The 6,385-nt window shown below is 70.0% G+C and carries 9 protein-coding genes and 1 tRNA gene; 4 read left to right on the forward strand and 6 right to left on the reverse strand.

Annotation, left to right across the window (positions count from 1 at the left end):
- Window positions 1–89 precede the first annotated feature (89 nt).
- Together AB8Z36_RS26770 and AB8Z36_RS26775 are read right to left on the reverse strand one after the other, a co-directional pair.
- A complete protein-coding gene (locus AB8Z36_RS26770) occupies window positions 90–674 on the reverse strand; it encodes an HD domain-containing protein (RefSeq protein WP_369215941.1) in 585 nt (194 codons plus the stop codon).
- A 58-nt stretch (window positions 675–732) separates the two neighbouring features.
- Complete coding sequence (locus AB8Z36_RS26775) at window positions 733–1,869, reverse strand: helix-turn-helix domain-containing protein (protein ID WP_369215942.1); 1,137 nt, start codon at window positions 1,867–1,869, stop codon at window positions 733–735.
- A 168-nt stretch (window positions 1,870–2,037) separates the two neighbouring features.
- Here AB8Z36_RS26775 and AB8Z36_RS26780 point away from each other — a divergent pair, with 168 nt between their 5' ends.
- Window positions 2,038–2,793, forward strand: coding sequence for a hypothetical protein (locus tag AB8Z36_RS26780; protein ID WP_369215943.1), 756 nt, complete (start codon window positions 2,038–2,040; stop codon window positions 2,791–2,793).
- Window positions 2,794–2,814: 21 nt separating this feature from the next.
- Here the strand turns inward: AB8Z36_RS26780 and AB8Z36_RS26785 are convergent, their stop codons facing one another.
- Window positions 2,815–3,039 carry a cold-shock protein gene (locus AB8Z36_RS26785; RefSeq protein WP_369215944.1) on the reverse strand — a complete coding sequence of 75 codons (225 nt, stop codon included), beginning with the start codon at window positions 3,037–3,039 and terminating at the stop codon, window positions 2,815–2,817.
- Between the two features lie 268 nt (window positions 3,040–3,307).
- On the opposite strand from AB8Z36_RS26785, the gene AB8Z36_RS26790 reads away from it, so the two are divergent.
- Window positions 3,308–3,709, forward strand: coding sequence for a hypothetical protein (locus tag AB8Z36_RS26790; RefSeq protein ID WP_369215945.1), 402 nt, complete (start codon window positions 3,308–3,310; stop codon window positions 3,707–3,709).
- 183 nt (window positions 3,710–3,892) lie between these two features.
- Window positions 3,893–4,282 carry a TraR/DksA family transcriptional regulator gene (locus AB8Z36_RS26795; RefSeq protein ID WP_369215946.1) on the forward strand — a complete coding sequence of 130 codons (390 nt, stop codon included), beginning with the start codon at window positions 3,893–3,895 and terminating at the stop codon, window positions 4,280–4,282.
- A 75-nt stretch (window positions 4,283–4,357) separates the two neighbouring features.
- On the opposite strand, the gene AB8Z36_RS26800 is transcribed toward AB8Z36_RS26795, so the two are convergent.
- Together AB8Z36_RS26800 and AB8Z36_RS26805 are read right to left on the reverse strand one after the other, a co-directional pair.
- Window positions 4,358–4,430 (reverse strand) — tRNA-Arg (locus tag AB8Z36_RS26800).
- 123 nt (window positions 4,431–4,553) lie between these two features.
- On the reverse strand, window positions 4,554–4,970 hold the full coding sequence (locus AB8Z36_RS26805) for an organic hydroperoxide resistance protein (protein WP_369215947.1): 417 nt from the start codon (window positions 4,968–4,970) through the stop codon (window positions 4,554–4,556).
- A 140-nt stretch (window positions 4,971–5,110) separates the two neighbouring features.
- Here AB8Z36_RS26805 and AB8Z36_RS26810 point away from each other — a divergent pair, with 140 nt between their 5' ends.
- Entirely contained in the window at window positions 5,111–5,671 is a 561-nt protein-coding gene (locus tag AB8Z36_RS26810; RefSeq protein WP_369215948.1) for a MarR family winged helix-turn-helix transcriptional regulator, read from the forward strand.
- A gap of 74 nt (window positions 5,672–5,745) precedes the next feature.
- On the opposite strand, the gene AB8Z36_RS26815 is transcribed toward AB8Z36_RS26810, so the two are convergent.
- Window positions 5,746–6,381: an isochorismatase family protein gene (locus AB8Z36_RS26815; RefSeq protein ID WP_369215949.1), complete on the reverse strand. Its 636-nt coding sequence runs from the start codon at window positions 6,379–6,381 to the stop codon at window positions 5,746–5,748.
- Window positions 6,382–6,385: the final 4 nt, after the last annotated feature.

Consider the following 6,385-nt stretch of genomic DNA (forward strand, 5'->3'; position numbering starts at 1 on the left):
GGACGGGGCGAATCGGCGACGCCACCGGACGACTCCGCTCGGTGGGCTGGCGTGTCGTCTTGGGGGGGCTGCTTCTCAGCCCGTTCCGATCACTGGCCAGCCTTCTCGCCCATGGCGGCTCGCAGCCAGTCCAAGGGCGCCTGCGCGAGCAGCTCATCAGCGAGCCTCTGCCCTGATCCGGTGACGATGCGGGCGCGGCTGTTGTCGATCCAGCGCTGGGCGCTGGCGTAACCCTGGTTCCTGTACTCAAGGCCTTGCAACACGCATTCCAGCTTGTCGGCGTCCCTGGCGCAGAGGGCTTCGGGGGTCTGCTTGGCCTCGTACTCGGCGACGACGGCGCGCACGGCGGTACGGAGAGCCTCGGGCATGCCAGCCGTCTGATCAGCGGTCACTGCCACAGCGTCACCGGGCTCGGCGTACTTCTTGCCGAGGTGATTGACGTCCCCGGTACGCGTCTCCTGGGAGTCGTGCCACACGGCGAGGTGCGCGGCGCGGGCCGCGTCGGCGCCCTCCAGGGTGGCGATGACCGAGGCGATCACGGCCGTACGCCATGCGTGCTCGGCGATGCTCTCCGGATCGCGAACACCGGCCATCCACCACCCTGTCCGCCGCGCGTTCTTCAGCGTGCCCGCCTCCCACAGAAAGTGGGCGACCTCTTTCAGCTGGTCAGTCACGGTGATCCCTTTCACGGCTCGGCGAGGCGGATCGCGTACGGCCCCCGCCACACCAGGGCTAGGAGGTCATTACTTCCCGCGCTTCCGCGGCGAGCCAGACAGGCCCGTCGCGTTCGATGGCGCTCAGCGCGCTCCGCAGGCGCCTGCGATTGCGGGACGAGGTCACGTTGCGCAGGATCGGCGGGAGTCGCAGCAGGGCCTCCTCGACCTGCCGCCAGGCGCTGAGTCGTACGAGGGCGTCCAGCTCGGCGGCGGCGTAGTAGAGAGCGCCGCGCCCCGTGGGGTCGATGGCGCCGGTCAGCTCACGAGTGCGCTCGAAGAGCGGAACGGCGCGCTCCGGCTCCCCCAGCAGCAGGGCGACCTCCGCCTCGTGCCCGGTGACCTCCAGGTCGTCGACCCACCACGACCACTCCGGATCACGAGGGCTCAGAGAGTCCTCCAGGCCGCTCCGCGCCCGGCCAATGGCTTGCCGGGCCCTCGGCCGGTCACCGGCGGACGCGAGGGCGCGGCCCCGCCGCAGCTCGGTCAGGAGCGCCACGCGCGGCGGCACCCCGAGACCGGCCAGCTCATCGCAGAGCGCGAGCGCCTCGCCGGTCCGCCCACTCTCCACGGCTTCCAGGGACATCAGGTCCAGGGCGAACCACTGCATGCCCCGGTCCCCGGCGAGGCGGCCGAAATGCTGGGCCTCTATCCACGCGCCCCGCGCCTCCCGCGTCCGCGCCGCGTCGAACAGCACCCACCCCGCGATCTCCGCCAGCTCGGCGACGACGCGCAAGTGCGCCTTGTCGTCACCGTCGGCGATCTCCGCGCGGGCGGCGTGCCACACCTGGACCGCCGCGTCCGCGACGTGGTCCCCGCCGTGAGCGCGGTCATGAGCGAGCAGCCAGCCCGCACGCTGCCGCACGACGGCATGCGGGTGGTCGTCCTGTGGTGGTTCCGCGTCCCCACGGGCCTGTGCGACCGCCAGCTCCAAGACATGGACGGGCACGCGGAGCACAGTGGCCAGGGCGGTGCTCCAGGCGCCGGGCAGCCGTTCGCCCCGTTCCCACCGGGAGACCTCGTTCCGGGTGAGCGTGACCGTACCGCTGGCCCTGCACAGGCGCGTGGCGAGCTGGGACTGCGAGAGCCGCGCCTGCCTGCGCAAAGCGGCGAGGTACGCGCCGAACGCACGTCGTGCCGTCCTCGGATCGTCCATGCAGGGGGCCTCCCACCGACAAGCTACCCGCGCAACTGGCCCCTGATGGGCCCCTATCGAGGCCCCTCCACTCGTTCTGACGACGCCCTCTACTTGGAGCAAGGCGCTCGGCGACCGCACGAAGGGTCCTGGGCCGGCCGATCACCAAGGAACCAGCAAGGAGCCGACATGGTCGAGAGCACGGATGGGCCGCGAAAGACGGGAAGGACCGTCCCCGTCACGGCATACGCACCATCGGACTGGCTCGCCCGCTGCCAGCGCGCCCCCGAGCAGGCGGAGCGGGAATGGGAGGAGACCGGCGTCGCGCTGTTGCCGCTCGGCTGCCGCTTCGACGCGATCCGCCTCCCCGAGGCGCTGCTGCACGCGGCCGTGAACGCTACGGCCCAGCGAGAGGTCGCCGCCCGCCTGACCTGGCTCCTCGAAGGTCCGGTGATCTACGACGGCCGCACCCTGGGCGGCAGCTACTACGCCCTGACGAAACCGTGCCGCGCCCGCCCCTGGAAGCACCAGGCCACGGCACCCCGCCTGAGCCACGGCACCTACCTCGGCGTACCGAGCCTCGCCCGCACCGAACCCCCCGGCACCTACTGGTCCGTGCTCCCGCGCTACGAGGGCGACCTGTGCGAACCGGCGGCCGTATCAGCGCTCGTCGCCTTCGGACGCGCCTCGGACAGGAGCGAGGCCGAGGCGAAAGAACCCGCCACGCCAAGCCGCCGTGAGGAACTCATCTACCAGAGCTACCTGGCCCACCTGAAATACTGCACCCTCTGTGAGACAGAGACAGAGACAGAGACAGAGACAGAGACAGAGACAGAGACAGAGACAGAGACAGAGACGGAACCGTGCCTCGACGGTGAGCGCATGCGCCGAGCTCTACGAGCCGCACGCACCGCCAGCCGGAGCACCGCCCTGCGAAGCCTCTGATATCCGCCACCCGACCGGACGTCAGGCAGAGCGAGGCACGATGCTCACCGCTCGGTAGTCGTACCCGTCCTGCTTGAAGCCAGGGGCTTCCCACGTGAGGTCCACTTGCTGACCGGGCACCAGAGTGCGGAACCCGTGCATCCGAATGTCGGAGAAGTGTCCGAAGCAGCCGCCCGGAGTCTCGGGGGAGTCGAGCACACCCCAGCCCTCCTCGTCCCGCCATTCACGCACCGTCGCTGTCACCATGCGCCGAATCTAACGGGAGCGGTACAGCGGGACACGTCTGTTGTCGTCTCTCAGCCAGTGCGAACAGCGGCCCGTCACCTGACCCCACCCGCACAAGCGCGGTTGACGGCGCGCAGGTCCACGTGGGCCGCGAAGTCGACTGCCTGTACCGGGAAGCAGGGTCGGACCGAGGGAGGCCGGAGCCCTTCGAACCGCCCGGGCGGAGGCCCGTGAGCTGTCGGCGTCCGCTCATAAAATGACCGGGCCGCCACGAGAGGAGTGATCACGTATGCATCCCGCCGCGTTCCAGGATTTCGCCACCGACCTCTTCAAGAACTCGTCCGACGTACAGCGGGTGCAGACACTCGCCGAGGCAGGGGACGACCAGCACCCCTACGGCTTGGCCGTGACCGTGGCGGGCCGGGAGACCCGCTGGCAGATGATCGGCCAGCTCGCCGAAGGCGCGAAGCACGACTCACCCACGGCTCCGGTGCAGGGCACCCCGGCACCGTTCGAGGCGGCCCCGGCGACGGGCGCCCCGGACGCCTGGTTCGCGGGGGTGATCGGCGCGGCCGAGTCTCCCGAGATCGCCTCCCTCGACGTGTGGTCGGCCCGTGAGGGCGGCGGCGGCCAGCACGGCGTGACGATCACCTGGCACAACGGCGAGAAGACCTTCGTACGCAAGATGTAGGCCCTCCCCGTTTTCGTGGTCGGCCTGATCACCGCACCGGAGCAGGCCGACGAGATCCTCGTGGACGGCTCGGTCGACGCGACCGCGCTCGCGCGCGAACCGCTGCGCAACCCGACCTGACCGCTCCACGCGGTCTACGAGCCCCCCGGGAATTCGGCGCAAGATCATGCGGTTTCCTACGAAATGAGCGATCAAAGCACCAATGCCGCTTTCGACGCGCCCCAGAGCGAGTCGATGCGGGCGCTGCTCGGGGCCGACCGTGTCGGCACGCTGCACCAGATATCCGCGCTCAGTCGAGAGTTCGAAGGGATCGTCGAGGCCAACGCGATGGTGGCCGTCGACGACGAGCACGACCCGGAGGGCGCGAGCACGGCCTTCGAGCGGGCGCACGTCGCGGCCCTGCTGTCCCAGGCGCGCGAGCATCTGAACGATCTCGATCGCGCCCTGGAACGGTTGGAGAGAGGCGACTACGGGCGCTGCGAGCAATGCGGCGAGCCGATCCCGACGGAGCGCCTCGAAGTGCGCCCGGCGGCCAGGACCTGCGTGCGCTGCGCGTCCGTAGCGGTTCGCTGAAGGGTGCGCAGTCGAGAGCTCATGCAAAAGGGCCAGTTCGAGAGGTTCACGCCTCTCAACTGGCCCTTACTGCTGTGCCCCCGGCAGGATTCGAACCTGCGACACCCGCTTTAGGAGAGCGGTGCTCTATCCCCTGAGCTACGAAGGCGTGGCGGTGCCCGTCCGGAGACTGGGTCCGCCGCCGTCAGTGTAGCGGGTGGTCATGGGGGAGCCGCGGGTTGATGGGGGGCGGGCCCTGGCAGGGGCTGGAGCGGGCCCCGTAGAGGGCTGGTTACTCGATGATCAGGTCCACCTGGATGTTGCCGCGCGTCGCCTTCGAGTACGGGCAGAACGCGTGGGTCTTCTTGAGGAGGTCCTCGCCCGCGGGGCCCTGGAGGTGGTCCGGGAGTTCCGCCCGCATGACGACCGACAGGGCGAAGCCGCCGTCCGTCTCGTCCTTGCCGATGCTGACCTCCGCCGTCACGGAGACGTCCGTCACGTCGATCTTCTCCTGGCGGGCCACATTGCTCATCGCGCTGGCGAAGCAGGCCGCGTAGCCGGCGGCGAAGAGCTGCTCGGGGTTCGTGCCCTTGCCGTTGCCGCCCAGGGCCTCGGGGAAGGCGAGCGTCAGGTCGATCTGGCCGTCGGAGCTGACGGTGCGGCCCTCGCGGCCGTTCGCGGTGGCGACTGCGGTGTACAGAGCGTCCATGGTTCCTCGGTCTCCTGCCGTACGTACGTGGGGTCGATCCGTTGGCGTGGGGGGCGCCGCCGCCCCCTCGCTGACTCCAGTAGAGCACGCCATTTAATTGTGCACAACTTAATTGGGTGGCGAGTTGTACGATGTGAGGCATGGAGCAGCAGCACGCAGAGGGGCGCATCGGGGCCGGGCACGGGCAGGGGCACGGGCACGGCACGGGTATCGGCCGCGACGGTTCACCTCGGGTCACGGACGAAGACCTGCTCCGGCTCGACGAGCAGATCTGCTTCTCGTTGCACGCCGCCGCCCGTGCCTTCAACGGGGTCTACCGCGCCGTCCTGAAAGATCTCGGGCTCACCTACCCCCAGTACCTCGTCATGCTCGTGCTCTGGGAACACGGCGAACTGCCCGTCAAGAAGATCGGCGAGCGGCTTCGGCTCGACTCCGGCACCCTCTCCCCGCTCCTCAAGCGGCTTGAGGCCGCCGGGCACGTCGAGCGTCGGCGCAGTGCCGAGGACGAGCGGTCCGTCACTGTCCGGCTCACGGAACAGGGGCTCGCGCTGCGCGAGCAGGCCCGTGCCGTGCCGCGTGCCATCGGGGCCCGTACCGGGCTCACGCTCGACGAGGTGCGCGACCTGCGTGCCCGGCTCGACCACCTCACCGCCGCCCTCGACGGCAAGCCCGCCGAGGGGTCCAGAGACTGCCTCCAGTAGCGGCACGTAGCGGCAGATAGCGGCAGATAGCGGCAGGTAGCGACACGTTGCGGCACGTTGTGGCACCAGAGGCTCTACGGACCCTCTCCGAACACCGCCTCCGTCGTCGTCACGACCGCGCACCTTCCCGCCGCCCAGCGCAGCGCCATCGCGTGGTCATCCCGCGAGAAGTCGGCCACCGCGTCCGCCACCACGAACGCCTGGATGTCCTGCATCCACGCGTCGCACGCCGTCATCAGGACGCCGATGTGGGCGTAGACGCCGGTGATGACGAGCTGGTCGCGGCCCTGTTCGCGGAGGCGTTCCAGGAGGTCCGTGCGGACGAAGCCGCTGTACTTCCACTTGGTCAGGACCGTCTCCGCGGGCGCGGGGCCGATCTCGGGGGCGATCGCCGCCGCCTCGGCGTCGTCCGGCAGACCCGGGCCCCAGAAGTCCTGCTGGAGGCCCCGCTCCTCCGGCGTCTGCCCGCCCGGCTGCGCGGTGTGCAGCACCGGGACGCCCAGGCGGGTCGACGTCTCCTTCAGCAGCGATACGTTCGCGAGGAGTTGCGGCACAGGCGGCGAACTCCTGTCGTACGCCGACAGGAAGTAGTTCTGGAGGTCGTGGACCAGGAGGACCGCGCGGGAGGGGTCCACCTTCCAGTCCACCCGGTTCGCGGGCAGCTCGGCCGCGGACGGCATGGGGTACGGAGTGATGGCGGGGAGGGCCATGGCG

The organism is Streptomyces flavofungini (genome assembly GCF_041028215.1).
Taxonomy (GTDB): Bacteria; Actinomycetota; Actinomycetes; order Streptomycetales; family Streptomycetaceae; genus Streptomyces; species Streptomyces flavofungini_B.